Raw genomic sequence first — 17,569 nt, 5'->3', positions numbered from 1 at the left:
ATAAGCCTGTTTTATAATATACTACTATTATTTTGTTAACTCTTTCGCTAACGATACATCATTCTTTTCTTTCATTTCACGCTCCAGCTTTGCAATCTTCATATCAAATGTGTCACGTTCATGCTCCTCGTTCATACGAGTTTCTAAGTCGCGAATATGATCTTCAATTTCTTCAAAGCGTAAGAATGGATTATTTTCATCCATTTTATGCATCGCAGTATTCATACGACGATTTGCATGTGCCATATTTTCACGTGCCATTAATTCCATACGTTTTGCGTGCATTTCTTTTAATTTATTTTTCATTTCAGAAAGACGACGCTCTAGCTCATCAATTTGTTCTACAACACCTGCATACATTTCTTCTAATCGAGTTACTTGCCCTTCATAATAAGCTACTTCTTCTAATGCACGCTCATGTAGTTGTAGTTCGCCTGCTTCTTGAGCGATGATCGCTTGCTTAGATCTTTTATTCACGAAATAACGTGCTTGCTCAAGCTCACGAGCAAAGTTAGATTTTAATGTTTTATGACGCTGAATTAACTTCTCAATTTTTGTTATTTCACGCTCACTATCACGTAAATATTGGTTTAACATAGCAATTGGGTTTTTTCTTTCTTTCTCATCTAACACATTATGAAAATCTGCTAAAATTGCATCGCGTACACGTCCGAATAAAGATTGTTTCATTATAATCTTCCTCTCTTCTACTTTATAAATTTGATTTGATTGATTTTATATTAGTTTTTCATTAACTTGTTCCACTCATCTTCAAAGTTGCTATATGGTTTAGAACTTTCTGGAGCAGAATCAACAACTACATCTTTTTCTTTTTTCCACTCACGGTATCCGTAGTATAAAACTACTAATGCTGCTATACCGATTAATGCTGGGGAATGAGAAAGGGCGATGGACAAGCCGATCAAACCAACAATACCCCAAGCTAACTTTCCAAAAAATGATTGTGCTCGCACAAATGATTTATAGCTCCAGTACACAACTCCTGCTCCGATTGCGAATCCTACAATACCAGCAAGACTACCAAGAGCAATTAAAGCTAAAATACCAGCCGCGATAAACGCTAGAAATTGTTTCATCTTGTGCTTGCCTCCCTTCGATTTGATACTCTTATCTTAACTATTTTTTCTTTTTTCCATAACGAGCTTAAGAACCGTTTTTAACTCAGACTTAAGACCGAGTTGCATTCAGCCTTTTGTAAAAACATACGGTAGCATGGGATCGTTCACTCTTTTCCCGCACATAAAAAGCCGTACAGAGAACATTCTCTGTACGGCTTTCGTTACTTTTCATACACTTCATTTTCATTATGCTGTTTTATGATACTCTTTTTTTCCGCTACTTTAGAAAACCTCGGGAAACCAATTAATATAGAAATGATTCCACATACGCCAACTAAGATTGGATAAAACGCATATGGTAACAGTTCAATTGGAGATAACGCCGCAAATCCTGCTGCTGTTAACATTTGCGCACCATACGGAATTAACCCTTGCACACAGCACGAGAAAAGATCTAATACACTCGCTGATTTACGAGGATCAATTTCATATTGATCTGCAATGTTTTTCGCAAGCGGACCTGTAAAGATAATAGAAATGGTATTATTCGCTGTACACATATTCGTCATACCTACTAAACCAGCTATACCGAACTCTGCTCCTTTTTTTGAACGAATGTTACGCGTTAAAATATTCATTAAATATTGAATGCCACCATTATATTGAATCAATTCGACCATACCGCCAATTAAAATAGCAAGTAATACTAACTCCATCATACCGCCCATTCCAGTCGTTACACTTTTAAAGAAACTCTCTAACGTATAACTTCCATCTAAAAGACCGATAACCCCAGATAGTACAGTTCCACCAGTTAACACGATAAGTACATTCCAACCAAGTAGCGCTGTAATAAGTACTCCTGCATACGGTAAAATCTTTATCCAGTCAAAGCTATGCGTTTTAATCTGCGTATCGCTTCCTAAAGTAATGATTACTAATAGTACAATTGTAATAATAGCTGCTGGTAATACAATTAAAAAGTTCGTTTTAAACTTATCTTTCATTTCTGTTCCTTGTGAACGTACAGCTGCGATTGTTGTATCTGAAATAAATGATAAATTATCACCAAACATCGCTCCGCCAACAACAGTAGCCATCGTAAGTGCAATTGAGATATCAGTTTGCCCACTAATACCTACAGCAATTGGTGCTAATGCAGCAATTGTTCCCATTGAAGTTCCCATCGCTAATGAAATAAATGCTCCTATAACGAAAATGCCAGCTACGATAAATCCTTGTGGTAAAATCGATAACGCTAAGTTAACTGTAGAATCAACGCCACCCATCCCTTTTGCTGTTTCAGAAAATGCTCCTGCCAGTACAAAAATCAGAACCATAATCATAATGTCTGGGTTCCCTGCACCTTTAGCAAATCGTTCCACTTTTACATGAAAACTTTCTTTACGATTCATTGCTAAAGCGACTCCTACAGCAATTGAAATTGCTACAAGTATCGGCAATTTATAGAAATCACCTGTAATAATTCCAGAACCAATAAATAGCGCCAAAAATATCCCAAGTGGTAATAATGCCAAACCATTTCCTCTCGTTTCTTTCAAAGTACCATCTCTCCCTAGTTTCAACCTTTTTCTAATGAATAACAAAAGACCTCTTCCAACGAGAAGAGGTCTTATACATCTATAAGAAACGCTCTTCTCATCTTTCAAGCATATGCTTGCTGGATTTGGCACAGCACTCTGAAATCGAGTCCGCTGCCGAGGCATCGTAGGGCCAGTCCCTCCGCCTCTCTTTATAAGAAGGTTTCATATTTATTTTTTAATAATAATTTCTTCCCTAACTTTACTCGCTTACAAAACAAAAGTCAATTATTTTTTGTATAGATTTTTTTGGTAATTATACAAAAATTTGAATACAATAATCATTTTAACTTTTTGATTTCTTCTTCCAATATTGAAATCCAATAAAATTCACTATTTTTTATTGCAGCTATGATCCATTTCGTAGTGTACCAAGCTAACTCATACTCTTCTTTTGTAACATCGCCACTTTTATAAGCATCCTCTAGCTCATCTTCATCGAGTACATACATTTTACCATTCGGTAATAACACTACATCTAAATATAAATCATCAAAATATGGTAAGCCACAGTCATCTATTTCATATTCTTTCGCCACATCGATATAATATTGCACTAATTTTTTCTGATCATCTAACATAGCTGTAATCGCAAAGTTTTTCCCATCTATGAAATATTGAATCCACGTATACTGATTACCAGCAATACAAAGTTCCTTACCATCATATGCTTTAAAACTAGGTTCTCTCACCTTTTTTATTTCCAGTATTCCTAGCATTCCTTCTTCTATTTGCTTAACAGTATAATCCCTCTCTATTAGTCGCTTCCACGAAGAACCGTCACCATATTTACGTTTCATTTCGTCTGCTCCCTTTCTATATAGAAAAGCCCCCACATATTATGTGAGAGCTTGTTCAAATTATAATTAAGCTGCTTGCTTATTAGAAATTTCTTTCAAGTAGGCTTGTCCTTTTTCAGCGTCATACTGACCTTCCCACTTAGACATAACTACAGCTGCTAAAGAGTTACCTACAACGTTAACTGCTGTACGGGCCATATCTAAAATACGGTCAATACCAGCAATAAAGGCTAAACCTTCAGCTGGAATACCTACTGTACCAAGTGTCGCTAATAATACAACGAATGATACGCCAGGTACACCCGCAATACCTTTTGATGTAAGCATTAATACAAGTAATAATGTAATTTGTTGTGTAATAGATAAATCAATACCATACATTTGTGCTAAGAAAATAGCCGCAATTGCTTGATATAAAGTTGATCCATCTAAGTTAAATGAATAACCTGTCGGAATAACAAAAGATGTAATTGCCTTTGGACAACCAAACTTCTCCATTTTCTCCATGATTTTTGGTAAAACTGTTTCTGAACTTGCTGTAGAGTACGCTAAGATCAGTTCATCTTTTAAAATCTTAAAGAATTGGAAAATGTTAATTCCAAATATTTTCGCTGTAATTCCTAATACGACTACAACGAAGAAAATCATTGCTCCGTATACTACAATTAATAATTTCCCTAATGGAATTAATGAAGAAAGACCAAATGTAGAAACTGTAACTCCAATTAACGCAAATACACCAAATGGTGCAAATTTCATAACTTGGTTTGTTACGTAAAACATTGCATCAGCTACACCTTGGAAAAATTGAAGAACCGGTCTTCCTCTTTCACCAATTGCCGCTACACCTAAACCAAATAATACAGAGAAGAATATAATAGCAAGCATATCTCCGTCAGCTAATGACTTTACAATGTTTGTTGGAACAATATTTACAAATGTATCTGCAAACGAATGACTTTGTACTTGCTCTGTCGTATGTGTATATTTCGAAATATCTGTCTTTGTTAACTGCTCCATATTCACGCCTTTTCCCGGTTGGAAAATATTCGCAATTAATAGACCGACAATAATTGCAATTGTTGTAATAATTTCAAAGTAAATAATTGTTTTTCCGCCTAGTCGACCTAATTTTTTAACATCGCCAACACCAGCAACCCCAACAACAATACTCGCTACAACAATCGGTACAACGATCATTTTAATTAATCGGATAAAAATATCACCAATTGGTTGTAAATAGCTCACCACTGCCGGATTGCCAAAGAAAATCGCCCCAACTGCAATACCTAGCGCAAGACCAATTAAAATTTGCCATGCAAGTCCTATTCTTTTCATATTTGTTGTAACCCCCTCTTCGATGTTTCACTCTATCTCTCATTCTATCTATCTCTATAAAACTTGAAATTAAGAGTATTACATATTATTCGACAATTCACTACATTTTGTCCCTGTTAAAAATCATAAATCAAAATTTAAAATCTGACAACAAAATAAGTTTGCCCGAACGCAAATAATTTTCTTGACAAAAATAAAACCCATGTCAGAAAACCTAACATGAGAACGATTCCTTACCAGTGTTTTATTAAATGTATAACTAATATTTCACTACATAAAACAATTTCACTTTTTCCTTTATTTTACAAGAAACTCTAAAAATACACCCTTGTTACACAAATATAAAAAATGCATCTGCAGTGAAATTTATCGCTGAAAAATGATAAATTCCGACAAAACTTAGTAATTTTATAAAATTTTCTTTACATTATGGTTACAACGATAGACACTCTTCTTCTTATGATATATAACATTCATAGGGAAAGGAGCCAGACAACCATGAAAAAGAAATTTGTAGCGTTCAGCGTTTTAGCAGCAGGAACGATTTTCGCTTCCCCGTTACTTTCACCCGCATACGCTGAAACGAATCAAGATAAATTATCTAATATTCAATCTGAATTAGAAGGAAAACAAAATGACTTACAAAATAAATCAGCCGAGAAAGAACAAATAGAAAAAGAAATTCAAGAATTACAAAAGAAAATCGACGATTTAACTACTTCTATTAATAAAAACGAAGCTGAATTAAACGATACAAAAAAAGAAATTAGTAAAACACAACAAGTAATTACTGAAAAAAAGAAACATATAGAGCAATTACAAACAAACATAGATACACGTCAGGAAGTTATTAAGCAACGACTGCAATCTATGCAAGAAAAACCTCGCACAAATATCATTACGGAAGTATTAACAAATTCTGCAAACATTGCTGATCTTGTTGATAATATGTACTCTGTCAGTTTAATTTTAAACAACGATACTGATATTGTGAAAAAACAAACAAATGACCAAGATGCTGTGACGAAAGAAAAAGAGGCTGTTGAAAAAAAAGAGCAACAACTGAAAGAATCCGAGCAAAAATTAGAACAAAAACAACAAGAATTACAAAACAACCAACAACAGCAACAAACTCTTATTAGCGATCTACATACGAAAGTAGCAAAAGTAGATTCAGAGATTGAAGGATTAGAAGAATCTAAAGGCATTTTAGAAAATCAGCGTCAAGCTGTTCAAAAGGCAATTGAAGAAGAAAAACGCGCAGAAGAAGCTCGTAAAGCCGAGGAAGCTCGCAAGGCGGAAGAAGCTCGTAAACAAGCTGCTACATCTGCTCAAACAGCTCAAGCGGCCCCAACACCACACGATACAAACATCGGTGGATTTATTAAACCAGCAGCTGGATCAAAAACTTCTGGTTTTGGCGTGCGCTCTATTGATAACCATAAAGGAATCGATATCGCTGCTTCAGGAACTGTTCCAATTATTGCCGCTGCAGATGGCGTTGTTATTCGCTCAGAATTATCATCTAGTTACGGAAATGTTGTGTACTTATCTCACCGTATTAACGGAAAAACATATACAACAGTATATGCTCATATGAGTAGCCGTTCTGTATCGAATGGACAAACTGTAAAACAAGGAACTCAACTTGGATTTATGGGGAATACCGGCCAATCATACGGACAACATTTACACTTTGAACTTCATCTTGGAGAATGGAATGTCGGTAAGACAAACGCAGTTGATCCATCTCCTTATATCGGATTATAAAAAAACTCGGTGCATACCGAGTTTTTTATTTCCCCTTCACACACTATAGGCATTCCACATAGACTACAACTAAATGCCTATAGTTTACGGGGTGAATTATATGAATACACAATTACAACAAGAAATACAAGAAGCTAGAGAGACTTTTATTGGCCGGATATTTACATTTGGCGGCTCAGTTTTATTTTTAATCGGATCATTCCTCGCAGTCGTCACAGCCTATAAAGCATATAATCGTTTATTAAATACACCTACAACATAATAAAAAGACGGAGATTTCTCCGTCTTTTTATCCCACTTTAATGGGCAGTAAGACCCCCACCTCAAAATGCAGCGAAAGCAAAGAAGTTAGGTGGGGGGCGGCTGCCCATTAAAGTCCGATTGGTGAGGGATGATAATCAGTGCGGGATGAAGAAAACCCCCACTGATTAAAGTTTCACTTTATTATGCAAACATTTTAAATACGCCTATCACATTTAAAAATACAATAATTACGGTTACTGGAATAACATAACGAAGTAAGAAGAACCAAATATTAAATAATGTTTTCCCTTTCGTTTCCGTAACTTCTAATTCTTTCATTAACATTTCTTTACTCATTTTATTTGGTACGAATAGCGAAATAGCTAGTACCCCTAACGGCAGCAATACGTTACTTACTGAGAAGTCGACTAAATCAAAGAATGTTTTCCCAAATATTTTCACATCACTCATAATACCAAACGATAATGCTGACGGAATTCCAACCGCAAAAATTAGAATACCAATTAATAACGATGCTGACGGACGCTTTTTCTCGTTATCTTTCGCAACAGATGCTACTACAATTTCAAGCATGGAAATCGCAGATGTTAACGTTGCAAAGAAGAATAACACCAAAAACATAATGAAGAAAAATTGTCCAAATGGTATTTTCGCAAATACCGCTGGAAGGACGATAAATAGTAACCCCGGTCCTTCAGTCGGCTTAACACCTAATGCGAAAATCGCCGGAAAAATCGCTAATCCTGCAAGTACTGTAATAAAAACAGTTAAACTTACAATAGATGTTGCTGATTTTGCTAAATGTTCTTCTTTCTTCAAATAGGAACTATACGTGACCATTACTGAGGCCCCAACTGTTAGCGAGAAGAATGATTGTCCCATCGCGTATAAAATCGTATCTGCTGTCAGCTTTGAAAAATCTGGTTTTAAGAAGAACTCTACCCCAGCAAAAGCACCATCCAGTGTTAACGCACGAACAATAATTGCAATAAACAAAATAAATAATAGCGGCATCATATACTTACTTGCTTTTTCTATCCCTTTCTCTACACCTTTACTTACAACAAAAATCGTACAAAGCATAAAGACAAATTGCGCTCCAATCGCGCTTACTGGATTTGAAATCGTCTCACCGAATAATTGCCCATAATCAGTCACTCCATTCCAGAAGCTTCCTGTCACACTATAGTATAAGTAAAGTAAAATCCATCCACCTACAACACTATAAAAAGATAGTACACTAAAACAAGTAACAACTCCCATGCGACCAATCCAAGGATATACCTTGCTATTTGGCACTAATACTTTATACGCTGTAACTGCCTCTTTTTGCGTACTACGCCCAATAACAAATTCAGCTAAAAGGAGTGGCATACCTATAAATAAAGTTAATAGTAAAAATACAAGGAAGAATGCGCCTCCCCCGCCATTACCTGCAACATATGGAAATTTCCATATTGCACCAAGACCTACTGCGGCTCCGGCTGCTGCGAGTACAAAGCCTATTTTCGACGTCCATTGCTGTGTTTCTTTCATCATAAATTCTCCTTTTCTGAATATTTAAACTTTTATTAATTATACACTTTCATTTCATACTCGCACACCTCCTTTAGAAAATAAAAAAGTCCCCTACACGCAAATATGCATGTAGAGGACGATATATGTAATGTTAATACCGTGGTACCACCTCAATTGGATTGATAAATCCCACTTGTTCAAGTACAGGAAAAACTCCGATACTCTATCCTTTTAACGGCGGAACCCGGGTTGCCTACTACAATGTTCAACATACCTCTCGCAAGCCCATTCTGTATATTTTATCGTACCGGGCTCACACCTTACCCCAGCTCTCTGAACGTATCAAATATACATACTCTTCTTGCTCATCGATTTCATCTATTGAAGTTACTTGTGATTATAAATTATATTCTTATAGTTGTAAAGTACAATTTATTTATTATCCTATATGAACTCTTCTCTCTAATTCTTGTAAAAACAATTCTCTTTTTTGTTCATTTTGAACATATATCGACTTCAATACCTCTTGCAACAATATATTTCTCTCTCTTTTCTCTATTTGTAATTCTTTCACTTTTATTCTAACTTCGTATAAAAAATCAAGATACGATTCATACGTCTCATCATATTTATTTGCGATATCATCTCGAATTTTTTTTGCAAGTTTCGGACTCGCTCCTCCAGTAGAAACAGCTATATTAAGTAGCCCACGATGAAACGCCGCCGGAAAATGAACATTTCCACTTTCCGGATTCGTAATAACATTTACCAGCTGATTTTCTGCCGTATCTTCAGCAACCTTTTCATTCAATACGGCATCACTACTCGCTGCTACAACTAAAAAAGCACCATTAATATCACTTTTTTCATACTCCCTTTGATACCAACGAATTTTCTTTTCTTCTACAAGTTTCACTAAATTCGCATCCAATTCAGGACTTACCACAACTATATCTGCACCTTGTTTTAGTAAAGGAATAATTTTAAATCCCGCGACTTTCCCTCCACCAATGACAACAACACGTTTCTTCTCAACTCGCACTGTAAGTGGATACATATTGATCTCCCTTCAATAATTTCTTCGTTTTCTGAATTAACATATACTGAAACGCTTCATTCTTTCCTAAATACGGACTTATTTTTATCTCATCTCGCTCATATTGGCGCACTTCTTTTTCAATATGTTTCATAAGTAAACCTGTAAATAACAAGTAAGGTAGCACAACGATATTTTTTTCTTTTCGTTCTACAACTTCCTTTAACTTCTCCTCAAATTTCGGCTCGGCAGCCGCTAAGTAACAAACTTCTACTTTCTTAATCTTCTCTTCCGTTTGAAATAAAGAAGCAATCCAGTTTATATCTTTTAATACTTCAGGATCACTGCTCCCTCTTGCAACGAGAAGTAACGTCACTTCATTCTTATCTTCCTGTTCAATGCCACTTCCTCTATACACTGATTTTATAAGTGCTTCTGATACACCAAATGGATTACCATAGGTCACTTTTATACTTGGATATTGATTATTTAACTTTTCCAATTCAAACGGGATATCTTTTTTCACATGACCTGCCGCTAATAAAAAAACTGGAATAATAATAATCTCTGTAGCACCACGCTTCACACATGTACGGAACCCTTCATCAATAGTTGGACTCGCTAACTCTAAAAAACAAATTTCTTGAATACTTGCCTCTACACGGTTCATACATGACGTAATAAATGCAACCGCTTCTTCTTTCGCTGCTTTCAAGCGACTTCCATGACATATATATAAGATGGCTTTCATTTTATAACACTCCACTTACTTGATACGTACTTTCTGTCTGTTTCTCAAACCAATGGATTTTTTCTCTAAAACGGACGACTTCTCCAATTACAATCATGCTTGGATTTTGAATTTGTTCTTTTTTCGCAACATCTACAATTGTTCCTAACGTCCCAACAACTGTACGCTGCATAGATGTCGTTCCCCGCTCAATAATAGCAGCAGGCGTACTTTTATCTTTTCCATGCTTTATCAGTTGCTCACATATGTAGGGTAAATTGCTAACCCCCATATATACAGCTAAAGTCTCTACACCTTTCGCTAAATTTCCCCACTTCACATCCTCTTCAGCATCTTCTTTTCTATGCCCTGTCACAATAGCAAAACTTGCACTTGCATCACGATGTGTCACTGGAATACCAGCATAAGCAGGAGCAGCTATTCCAGCTGAAATACCAGGAACGATTTCAAACGGTACACCTTGCTTTGCTAACGCTTCAGCTTCTTCTCCTCCTCTACCAAATACAAATGGATCGCCACCTTTTAGCCTCGTTACAACTTTTCCTTTTTTCGCATATTTAATAAGAAACGTGTTAATTGTCTCTTGCTTCATCGTGTGATAATTTGGTAGTTTTCCGCAATAAATTAAATCCGCTTCAGGCTTTGCATAAGAAAGCAATTCTTTATTCACGAGACGGTCGTATAAAATAACATCTGCTTTCTCAATGCATTTCAATCCTTTTACAGTAATTAAATCTGGATCACCAGGGCCCGCTCCAACGATATATACTTTTCCCATCATCTCTCCTCATTTCTACTATTAAAGTGAAACTTCCATCCTTATATAGGAATGGAAGTTTTCATTTCTTAATATTTCAATGTTCCTTACTCATGAATAACAAAGGCTGCGCTTTTTCGAATCTTCTTTTTTTCAAATAAAGCAATCTCCTTTACTTCTGGTAACGGTAAAAAATGTTTTTCAAGCTCAATCTCCGCCATCTTAAATGCCTGTTCTTCACTTTCAGCAACAACAACAATCGGAACAATGCTATTCACTAATACCGCTTCAAATCGATATAAATCCATATTGCCCCTCCTAAGACGCTATTACTTCTTCTAACACGTTATTTAACGCTGTTTGTAATGTCTCTACACCAACACGGCCTACAAAATCATAAAACGTTTCAGCTGGTAATTTATTTTCTTTGAAATAACTTATAAATGATGCGAGTACATCAGGTAGATCCTCGCCATCTATTTTTCCTTTTAACTTTTGATTATAAGCACCACCATCTAACAGCGTTCCACCTACATATATTTCAAATGCTTCAACAATTCCTTTTTCCTTCGTTTTCATTTTCACACCTTGCAATCCAATGTCAGCAATTTGACGTTGACCACATGAATTCGGGCATCCTACCATATGAATACGAACCGGAACATCGAGTGCCATTTGTGTATCTAAGTATTCGGCAATTTTTCGTAATCTTTCTTTCGTTTCTACTAATGCAAGATTGCAATATTCAATACCAGTACAAGAAACCGCGTGACCAATAAACGATTTCGGATTTGCTGATATCGCTTCAAACAACGGCTCATTTAGCAAGCCAGTTACATTTTCTGGCGGAACATTCGGAATAATGAAGTTTTGTGAATTACATGTACGAATTTGTCCATTTCCATATTGTTTAGCAATTCTTGCAATCTCAAACATTTCTTCTGCATGTAGGCGTCCTACTGGCACATTAAAACCTACATATTTTAGTCCATCTTGTTTTTGGTCTTGGACACCATAAAAGTATCCCGCATTCCAGCCTTTAAGAGCACTTTCTCCTTTACTTTGTAATGGTCCTGTATATTCTATTAGTTTCTCTTTAAACTTCTCTGCTCCCCAGTCTGCAACAAGAAATTTCAAACGGGCTAAATGACGTTTTTCACGATATCCAAAATCACGGAATATCGTAGCAATCGCAATTGCTACCGCCTTCACTTCTTCTGGTAAAACGAATACATCTAATTCATCAGCTAAATATGGACGGGCTGATAACCCACCGCCTACTTTTATATGAAAACCAACTTTTTTCTCACCATCTATTTCTTTCGTTGCAGGTGTAAATGCAACACAGTTAATCTCTGCGTTTGCTGAATTATAAATGTTAGAACTAATAGACATTTTAAATTTACGTGGTAAGTTAGAAAATTCTTCATTATGTTGGAAATAATCATATACCTCTTTTACAATGCCAGTTGTATCAAATAGTTCATTTGCATCAATACCAGCAAGTGGATTCCCCGTAATATTACGCGTTATATCACCACACGCCCCAGCTGAAGATAACCCAACCCTTGCTAATCTTTTAAAAATATCTGGAATTTGATGAATTTCTAACCAATGAAACTGAATTGCCTGTCTTGTCGTAATATCTATTACGTCACGTCCATAATCCTCAGCGATAGAAGCAAGCACTTCTGCCTGTGCATTCGTAATAATGCCAGAAGGGATATTTACACGCATCATAAAATAACCAGCTTCCTTCGGTCTTTGTAAGTACAACCCTGCCCATTTGAATGCGTCCCACTCTTCTTTCGGAATAGATTCGAAGCCATTCTCTGCATAGTAAGGAATATCATTAAAGATTTCCAATCCATCTTTTTTTAATTTATTTTTCTCAGTTTGATTTAATTTTTCATTGTTAGCCCATACTTTTTCATAACTCATTTTTTATCCCCCTATATAAAACTACGCTCTTGTAAGTACTTCACGATTTGTTCTGCACATTCTTCAATAGAATACTTGTGCGTTTCTACAGTTAATTCCGCTTGCTCTGGTTCCTCATACGGTGAATCGATACCTGTAAAATCTTTAATATCACCTTTTCTTGCTTTTTTATAAAGTCCTTTCGGATCACGTTTCTCACACTCTTCCATTGGACATTTTACAAACACTTCTATAAATTCATCTGCAGCTAATAGATCTCTAACTTGGTTTCGGTCTACTCGAAACGGTGAAATAAACGCTGTAAGAACAACAGTCCCTTGATCTACAAATAGCTTCGCTACTTCGCCAATTCGTCTTATATTTTCCATACGATCACTTTCAGAGAAACCTAAGTCTTTATTTAAACCGTGACGTATATTATCTCCATCAAGTACATAGTTTCCAATATTCTTTTCAAATAGTTTACGAGCAACCGCGTTCGCTACTGTAGATTTACCCGAAGCTGATAAACCAGTAAACCAAATGACAAAACTATGATGCCCATTCTTCACTCTTCTCTCATCTTTTGAAACAGAAGCTGTATGCCAAGTAATATTCGTATCCATCTCATTCTCTCCCTATTCTGTTACTACTTCTTTTTTCAAACCTTTAATTAGTACCTCTACTACCTCTCTACGACTAAATGTACTTGGCGGAACCTCACCGTTTCTTAATAGTTCTCTTACTTTCGTACCAGATAAGATGACATGATCCTCTTTTCCATGCGGGCATGTTTTCGTTGAAGCCATCGCTTCACATTTCGTGCAGTAAAAACTATGCTCAAAAAATAACGGTGTAATCCCTAACTCTTCTACTGTAAAGTTTGTAAAAATTTCTTGTGCTTCATAAGTACCGTAATAATCTCCTACTCCTGCATGATCGCGTCCTACAATAAAGTGGGTACATCCAAAATTCTTTCTGACTAATGCATGGAATATCGCTTCCCTCGGTCCTGCGTAACGCATTGCTGCAGGAAATACACTTAAAAAGACACGATCTTTCGGATAGTAGTTTTGAAGTAATACTTCATAACTTTCCATTCTTACATCAGCAGGAATATCGTCCGACTTCGTTTCCCCAACGAGCGGATTTAAAAAGAGGCCATCTACAATTTCAAGAGCAGATTTTTGAATATATTCATGAGCACGATGTACCGGATTTCTCGTCTGGAATCCAACTACTGTTTTCCAACCACGTTTTTTAAATTCTTCTCTCGTTTCAATTGGATCTAAATGATAAGAAGGAAACGGATTATTTTCAAAACGTTTCGTCAGAACAATAGCTCCTCCGACGTAAACGTTCGGTCGTTCGTATAATTTTTTCACTCCTGGATGAGCCTCATCCGTCGTTTTATACACTAGTAACGCTTCTTTTTCCTTATCAGGCACAAAAATATCTTCTATTTGAATGACACCATATACATTTCCACCGTTAACAAGTTTTACTTCCTCTCCAACTTTTAGCGTCTCTGCTACCTCTTCTGTTACTGGTAATGTAATAGGTATACTCCAAACACTTCCATTATTTAAACGAAGCGTTTCTACAACCGAATCATAATCTTTCTTTCCTAAAAAACCAGTAAGCGGGCTATATCCCCCTGTCGCTAATAGTTCTAAATCACTTAATGCAATGTTGTCTAGCCCAATTTCTTTTTCAATTTGTGATACGTCGTATGTCTCGTCTATTCGATTTATTAATTCGTTTCTTGTACTCATTTTCTATACCCTCTCTTAGCTTTATTTTCAAATTCACCTTATTGATAATGAAGGCCACATTCAGTTTTTACTTTCCCGGCCCATCTACCATCTCTTGAATCGCCACCCTCTCCTACAGGTAACGTACACTTCTCACACCCAATACTTGGATATCCAATGTCATGTAATGGGTTATACGGCAAACTATGTTTGTATACATATCGCCATACTTCTTTCCACGTCCAATGAATGAGCGGACAAACTTTAATAGATCGAAAGCGATGATCTTGATTTATAAACTTTGTATGCTTACGGGTTTCTGATTGTTCCCTCCTCAGTCCCGATATCCACGCTTTTTCATTCGCTAATGATTCTTCTAAAGGCAAAATTTTTCTAATCTTACAACAGAGATTAGGATTGCTCTCCCATAGCTTGTCACCATGCAATCCGGCTTGTTCATCAAGTGTAAGTTTTGCCTGTTTTTCTATAATATTCAATGAAGGAAATCGTTCCCGCACTTTTTGAATTAATTCATATGTTTCTTGAAAATGTACGTTAGTATCTAAAAATACAACTTTAGCAGATGGATTTACTTGGTTAATAAGATGCAGCAGTACCATCCCTTCCACTCCGAAGCTACATGCGTATACAATTTCACTTTTATATTCTTTATAAGCCCAACTTAATACAGATAACGCGCCTTTCGTTTCATCTTCTTCTGAAAATGAAACATCATTTTCTTCCCACGTTTCATACGTCAACATGTTTTTTCCCCCTGTAAAAGCAAAAAGACGGTTTTAACCTAATGAAATAGGTTAAAACCGCCTCTAGTTTTTCTAGTCAGCGCTTTTTACTTTAAACGTACTTTTTCACTTTTCTCTAATTGAATGACTTTTCCATCTTGCACAACAATTGTAATTGAACCATATTTCATATCAGCAAGCATCGCTTCAATTTTCTCAGATACTTCCTCAAAATGTTCCCGTACGCTCACGCGAACAGCCCCCCTTTTTATTCATAAAAAAAATCTTTCCCATTTCGAAAAGACTGTTCGGTAATATATTTTACCTTATCTTTCAAAATGGATTCCATTTTGCTGGATTTAGCACCTTGCTTTCTATAAGCAGGTTGCCGAGCTTCGCCGGGCCAGTTCCCTCCGCTTCTCTTGATAAGCTTTGTATTTGTATTTTATCACAATTCTGATTTTTTTCAATCCTAGTTTTCCGATATATTTTAATTATTTTATTTTATAAAAAAGGAATTGCCCATCCGAACAACTCCTTTTTCCTCATTTAAACAAGTTCTTTAATACGTATGCGATCGTTCCCAATAATATTTTCATATGTTTCGCGCTCTACAACAATTTGTGATGTACCACCTTTCGCGAAGACGACAGCTGGTCTACGAATCCGATTATAATTATTCGCCATCGAGTACCCGTATGCCCCAGTACAAGAAATTGCTAGTAAATCCGCAGAAGCAACTTTCGGTAGATTAATATCCCAAATTAACATATCTCCACTCTCGCAGCATTTCCCTGCAATCGAAACAACTTCCTCGTTCTCATCATTCCCTCGATTCGCTAACATCGCTTCATAACGAGCGTTATATAAAGCAGGTCTTAAGTTATCAGTCATCCCACCATCCACTGATACATATTTCCGAATACCAGGAATGTCTTTCACAGATCCGACTGTATAAAGTGTCGTTCCAGCATCCCCTACAATGCTACGACCTGGCTCAACCCATATTTCTGGCAATGGATAATTACATACTGTAAATTGTTCTCTCACTGCACTTGTTACAGCTCGCACATACGTCTCAAGAGTTAATGGTGCATCGGACTCTGTGTAGCGTATTCCGAATCCTCCCCCTACATTTAGCACTTTTACTACATAGTTTGTTCGCTCTCTCACTGCTTCTAAAAATTGACGAAGAACTTCAATCGCTCGCACAAAGCCAGCCGTTTCAAATATTTGTGATCCGATATGTGAATGAATTCCTAACACGTTATAATTTGATTTTTGTAAAGCAAGCTCAATTGCTTGCATCGCTTGACCATTTGACACGCCAAACCCAAATTTTGAATCATCTTGACCTGTTGTAATATATTCATGTGTGTGCGCCTCTACTCCGGGCGTTACACGAATTAATATGTTCACAAATTTCCCATGTTGCACTGCTAAATCATGCAAAATTTCTAATTCTAAGAAGTTATCTACGACAAAACAACCAATATTCGCCTGAAGAGCCATCACAATTTCTTCATCTGTTTTATTATTACCATGAAAATGAATGCGCGATGCCGGAAATCCTGCTTGTAGTGCAGTATATAATTCTCCTCCAGAAACAACATCTAATGACATATTCTCTTCACGAGCTACTCGGCACATCTCCATGCACAAGAACGCCTTGCTTGCATATGCTACTTGATAAGAGAATCCACTTTCTTTAAAAGCACGATGAAACGCGCGGCACTTTCCTCGAATTGACTCTTCATCGTATACATAAAGTGGTGTTCCGTATTGTTTTGCTAGCTGCGTCGTGTCACACCCTCCAATTTCTAAGTGTCCTTGCCCATTGATTCGGCTTGTGCCGTGTAAATACATTTGAATTCCTCCCTTATTTCCTCTAAAACTCATAACCCCAATCTTCTATTCATTGCAGCACGCTTTTAGATAGACAAAAAACGCGCGGAACAATGTTCACACGCGTTTCTTATTAGGAAAAATATATATTGAAAAAATAAACGAGTTGTTATCTCCTCAAAATAAGAAACCGCATCAACATCTCCAAATAGCTCTCCATAAAATAAATCTTATGACAGTACTACATTTATTCAATGCAGTCCCAATATATGAATAATATGGTTATTCTTATATTTCGGCAATAGTCCCTTTCAACCTATGATCACAGATTCCATTAAATCTCCCATAGCTTACTCTTTCCTATCGCGGCCTCTACCTTTGAGAGTAGATGAG

General features: G+C 36.4%; 18 protein-coding genes, 3 riboswitches and 1 other annotated feature. Of the genes, 2 read left to right on the top strand and 16 right to left on the bottom strand.

From position 1 onward, the window contains the following. Positions 1-27: 27 nt before the first annotated feature. The 5 genes from PDQ68_RS07155 to gltP form a co-directional block, all read right to left on the bottom strand. Positions 28-690: a PspA/IM30 family protein gene (locus tag PDQ68_RS07155; protein WP_061183995.1), complete on the bottom strand. Its 663-nt coding sequence runs from the start codon at positions 688-690 to the stop codon at positions 28-30. A 50-nt stretch (positions 691-740) separates the two neighbouring features. Next, complete coding sequence (locus PDQ68_RS07150; protein ID WP_000808648.1) at positions 741-1,097, bottom strand: lmo0954 family membrane protein; 357 nt, start codon at positions 1,095-1,097, stop codon at positions 741-743. Positions 1,098-1,300: 203 nt separating this feature from the next. Next, a complete protein-coding gene (locus PDQ68_RS07145) occupies positions 1,301-2,641 on the bottom strand; it encodes a Na+/H+ antiporter NhaC family protein (RefSeq protein ID WP_153016953.1) in 1,341 nt (446 codons plus the stop codon). 94 nt (positions 2,642-2,735) lie between these two features. Beyond that, a riboswitch (SAM riboswitch) is annotated at positions 2,736-2,841 on the bottom strand. Positions 2,842-2,961: 120 nt separating this feature from the next. Next, entirely contained in the window at positions 2,962-3,480 is a 519-nt protein-coding gene (locus tag PDQ68_RS07140) for a ribonuclease FAU-1 family protein (protein WP_000824671.1), read from the bottom strand. A gap of 66 nt (positions 3,481-3,546) precedes the next feature. Next, positions 3,547-4,818 carry a glutamate/aspartate:proton symporter GltP gene (gene gltP, locus PDQ68_RS07135; protein WP_000821138.1) on the bottom strand — a complete coding sequence of 424 codons (1,272 nt, stop codon included), beginning with the start codon at positions 4,816-4,818 and terminating at the stop codon, positions 3,547-3,549. 498 nt (positions 4,819-5,316) lie between these two features. Here gltP and PDQ68_RS07130 point away from each other — a divergent pair, with 498 nt between their 5' ends. Both PDQ68_RS07130 and PDQ68_RS07125 read left to right on the top strand, forming a co-directional pair. After that, positions 5,317-6,588 carry a murein hydrolase activator EnvC family protein gene (locus PDQ68_RS07130; protein WP_000726431.1) on the top strand — a complete coding sequence of 424 codons (1,272 nt, stop codon included), beginning with the start codon at positions 5,317-5,319 and terminating at the stop codon, positions 6,586-6,588. 100 nt (positions 6,589-6,688) lie between these two features. Continuing rightward, the gene (locus PDQ68_RS07125; RefSeq protein WP_001095994.1) at positions 6,689-6,850 is read left to right on the top strand and encodes a hypothetical protein; all 162 of its coding nucleotides are present in this window, start codon (positions 6,689-6,691) and stop codon (positions 6,848-6,850) included. A gap of 182 nt (positions 6,851-7,032) precedes the next feature. On the opposite strand, the gene PDQ68_RS07120 is transcribed toward PDQ68_RS07125, so the two are convergent. From PDQ68_RS07120 to lysA, 11 genes are all read right to left on the bottom strand, one after another. Further along, entirely contained in the window at positions 7,033-8,388 is a 1,356-nt protein-coding gene (locus PDQ68_RS07120; RefSeq protein WP_016716991.1) for a sodium-dependent transporter, read from the bottom strand. Between the two features lie 111 nt (positions 8,389-8,499). Next, positions 8,500-8,748, bottom strand: a binding site (T-box leader). Positions 8,749-8,809: 61 nt separating this feature from the next. Beyond that, entirely contained in the window at positions 8,810-9,427 is a 618-nt protein-coding gene (locus PDQ68_RS07115) for an NAD(P)-binding protein (RefSeq protein WP_000283349.1), read from the bottom strand. Further along, positions 9,402-10,157, bottom strand: a complete 756-nt coding sequence (locus tag PDQ68_RS07110) for a sirohydrochlorin chelatase (RefSeq protein WP_061183994.1) — start codon at positions 10,155-10,157, stop codon at positions 9,402-9,404. The genes PDQ68_RS07115 and PDQ68_RS07110 overlap by 26 nt, the downstream gene beginning before the upstream one ends. Before the next feature lies 1 nt (position 10,158). Then, positions 10,159-10,935 (bottom strand): uroporphyrinogen-III C-methyltransferase, encoded by a 777-nt coding sequence (gene cobA / locus PDQ68_RS07105; protein ID WP_061183993.1) that lies wholly within the window; start codon positions 10,933-10,935, stop codon positions 10,159-10,161. A gap of 86 nt (positions 10,936-11,021) precedes the next feature. After that, entirely contained in the window at positions 11,022-11,222 is a 201-nt protein-coding gene (locus PDQ68_RS07100) for a DUF3906 family protein (protein ID WP_000366912.1), read from the bottom strand. 10 nt (positions 11,223-11,232) lie between these two features. Next, positions 11,233-12,855, bottom strand: a complete 1,623-nt coding sequence (locus tag PDQ68_RS07095) for a nitrite/sulfite reductase (protein ID WP_000119632.1) — start codon at positions 12,853-12,855, stop codon at positions 11,233-11,235. 11 nt (positions 12,856-12,866) lie between these two features. Next, complete coding sequence (cysC, locus tag PDQ68_RS07090; RefSeq protein ID WP_061183992.1) at positions 12,867-13,460, bottom strand: adenylyl-sulfate kinase; 594 nt, start codon at positions 13,458-13,460, stop codon at positions 12,867-12,869. Between the two features lie 12 nt (positions 13,461-13,472). After that, complete coding sequence (gene sat, locus PDQ68_RS07085; protein ID WP_049111560.1) at positions 13,473-14,609, bottom strand: sulfate adenylyltransferase; 1,137 nt, start codon at positions 14,607-14,609, stop codon at positions 13,473-13,475. Positions 14,610-14,647: 38 nt separating this feature from the next. Further along, the gene (cysH, locus tag PDQ68_RS07080) at positions 14,648-15,352 is read right to left on the bottom strand and encodes a phosphoadenylyl-sulfate reductase (protein ID WP_061183991.1); all 705 of its coding nucleotides are present in this window, start codon (positions 15,350-15,352) and stop codon (positions 14,648-14,650) included. Positions 15,353-15,438: 86 nt separating this feature from the next. After that, the gene (locus PDQ68_RS07075; RefSeq protein WP_000116161.1) at positions 15,439-15,582 is read right to left on the bottom strand and encodes a YezD family protein; all 144 of its coding nucleotides are present in this window, start codon (positions 15,580-15,582) and stop codon (positions 15,439-15,441) included. 72 nt (positions 15,583-15,654) lie between these two features. After that, a riboswitch (SAM riboswitch) is annotated at positions 15,655-15,763 on the bottom strand. A 117-nt stretch (positions 15,764-15,880) separates the two neighbouring features. After that, on the bottom strand, positions 15,881-17,197 hold the full coding sequence (gene lysA, locus PDQ68_RS07070; RefSeq protein ID WP_061183990.1) for a diaminopimelate decarboxylase: 1,317 nt from the start codon (positions 17,195-17,197) through the stop codon (positions 15,881-15,883). Between the two features lie 180 nt (positions 17,198-17,377). Beyond that, a riboswitch (Lysine riboswitch) is annotated at positions 17,378-17,559 on the bottom strand. Between the last annotated feature and the right edge of the window lie 10 nt (positions 17,560-17,569).

The sequence above is a fragment of the Bacillus cereus group sp. Bc010 genome (assembly GCF_027716745.1).
Taxonomy (GTDB): domain Bacteria; phylum Bacillota; class Bacilli; order Bacillales; family Bacillaceae_G; genus Bacillus_A; species Bacillus_A pacificus.
Note: the sequence above shows the minus strand (reverse complement) of the source record. Positions and strands in the feature narration are given on the sequence as shown.

Bases quoted from the DNA above. Each gene is read 5' to 3' on its own strand.
- PDQ68_RS07155 (WP_061183995.1), bottom strand. From the start codon at position 690: ATGAAACAATCTTTATTCGGACGTGTACGCGATGCAATTTTAGCAGAT.
- PDQ68_RS07150 (WP_000808648.1), bottom strand. From the start codon at position 1,097: ATGAAACAATTTCTAGCGTTTATCGCGGCTGGTATTTTAGCTTTAATT.
- PDQ68_RS07140 (WP_000824671.1), bottom strand. From the start codon at position 3,480: ATGAAACGTAAATATGGTGACGGTTCTTCGTGGAAGCGACTAATAGAG.
- gltP (WP_000821138.1), bottom strand. From the start codon at position 4,818: ATGAAAAGAATAGGACTTGCATGGCAAATTTTAATTGGTCTTGCGCTA.
- PDQ68_RS07130 (WP_000726431.1), top strand. From the start codon at position 5,317: ATGAAAAAGAAATTTGTAGCGTTCAGCGTTTTAGCAGCAGGAACGATT.
- PDQ68_RS07125 (WP_001095994.1), top strand. From the start codon at position 6,689: ATGAATACACAATTACAACAAGAAATACAAGAAGCTAGAGAGACTTTT.
- PDQ68_RS07120 (WP_016716991.1), bottom strand. From the start codon at position 8,388: ATGAAAGAAACACAGCAATGGACGTCGAAAATAGGCTTTGTACTCGCA.
- PDQ68_RS07115 (WP_000283349.1), bottom strand. From the start codon at position 9,427: ATGTATCCACTTACAGTGCGAGTTGAGAAGAAACGTGTTGTTGTCATT.
- PDQ68_RS07110 (WP_061183994.1), bottom strand. From the start codon at position 10,157: ATGAAAGCCATCTTATATATATGTCATGGAAGTCGCTTGAAAGCAGCG.
- cobA (WP_061183993.1), bottom strand. From the start codon at position 10,935: ATGGGAAAAGTATATATCGTTGGAGCGGGCCCTGGTGATCCAGATTTA.
- PDQ68_RS07100 (WP_000366912.1), bottom strand. From the start codon at position 11,222: ATGGATTTATATCGATTTGAAGCGGTATTAGTGAATAGCATTGTTCCG.
- PDQ68_RS07095 (WP_000119632.1), bottom strand. From the start codon at position 12,855: ATGAGTTATGAAAAAGTATGGGCTAACAATGAAAAATTAAATCAAACT.
- cysC (WP_061183992.1), bottom strand. From the start codon at position 13,460: ATGGATACGAATATTACTTGGCATACAGCTTCTGTTTCAAAAGATGAG.
- sat (WP_049111560.1), bottom strand. From the start codon at position 14,609: ATGAGTACAAGAAACGAATTAATAAATCGAATAGACGAGACATACGAC.
- cysH (WP_061183991.1), bottom strand. From the start codon at position 15,352: ATGTTGACGTATGAAACGTGGGAAGAAAATGATGTTTCATTTTCAGAA.
- lysA (WP_061183990.1), bottom strand. From the start codon at position 17,197: ATGTATTTACACGGCACAAGCCGAATCAATGGGCAAGGACACTTAGAA.